Source organism: Mangrovibacter yixingensis, from assembly GCF_020523985.1.
Lineage (GTDB): Bacteria > Pseudomonadota > Gammaproteobacteria > Enterobacterales > Enterobacteriaceae > Mangrovibacter > Mangrovibacter yixingensis.
In genome coordinates, this window is sequence record NZ_JAIVKM010000021.1 from 1 (window position 1) to 1,329 (window position 1,329).

General features: G+C 54.0%; 1 rRNA gene. It reads left to right on the plus strand.

What is annotated here, in order from left to right:
- Nucleotides 1-1,329: ribosomal RNA gene (locus tag LC084_RS23140) — 23S ribosomal RNA — on the plus strand; the annotation flags it as partial.

A 1,329-nucleotide genomic window follows, 5' to 3' on the forward strand; every position in this document is an offset into this window, starting at 1 on the left:
GAAAGCGAACCGGGAGAACTGAAACATCTAAGTACCCCGAGGAAAAGAAATCAACCGAGATTCCCCAAGTAGCGGCGAGCGAACGGGGAAGAGCCCAGAGTCTGAATCAGCAGGTGTGTTAGTGGAACGGTCCGGAATGGCCGGCGACACAGGGTGAAAGCCCCGTACACAAAAATGCACCTGTTGTGAGCTCGATGAGTAGGGCGGGACACGTGGTATCCTGTCTGAATATGGGGGGACCATCCTCCAAGGCTAAATACTCCTGACTGACCGATAGTGAACCAGTACCGTGAGGGAAAGGCGAAAAGAACCCCGGCGAGGGGAGTGAAAAAGAACCTGAAACCGTGTACGTACAAGCAGTGGGAGCCTCTTAATGGGGTGACTGCGTACCTTTTGTATAATGGGTCAGCGACTTATATTCTGTAGCAAGGTTAACCGTATAGGGGAGCCGCAGGGAAACCGAGTCTTAACCGGGCGTCCAGTTGCAGGGTATAGACCCGAAACCCGGTGATCTAGCCATGGGCAGGTTGAAGGTTGGGTAACACTAACTGGAGGACCGAACCGACTAATGTTGAAAAATTAGCGGATGACCTGTGGCTGGGGGTGAAAGGCCAATCAAACCGGGAGATAGCTGGTTCTCCCCGAAAGCTATTTAGGTAGCGCCTCGTGAATTCATCTCCGGGGGTAGAGCACTGTTTCGGCTAGGGGGCCATCCCGGCTTACCAACCCGATGCAAACTACGAATACCGGAGAATGTTATCACGGGAGACACACGGCGGGTGCTAACGTCCGTCGTGAAGAGGGAAACAACCCAGACCGCCAGCTAAGGTCCCAAAGTCATGGTTAAGTGGGAAACGATGTGGGAAGGCCCAGACAGCCAGGATGTTGGCTTAGAAGCAGCCATCATTTAAAGAAAGCGTAATAGCTCACTGGTCGAGTCGGCCTGCGCGGAAGATGTAACGGGGCTAAACCATGCACCGAAGCTGCGGCAGCGACATTATATGTTGTTGGGTAGGGGAGCGTTCTGTAAGCCGGTGAAGGTGTGCTGTGAGGCATGCTGGAGGTATCAGAAGTGCGAATGCTGACATAAGTAACGATAATGCGGGTGAAAAACCCGCACGCCGGAAGACCAAGGGTTCCTGTCCAACGTTAATCGGGGCAGGGTGAGTCGACCCCTAAGGCGAGGCCGAAAGGCGTAGTCGATGGGAAACAGGTTAATATTCCTGTACTTGGTGTTACTGCGAAGGGGGGACGGAGAAGGCTGTGTCATCCGGGCGACGGTTGTCCCGGTTTAAGCGTGAAGGTGGAGTGACCAGGCAAATCCGGTTG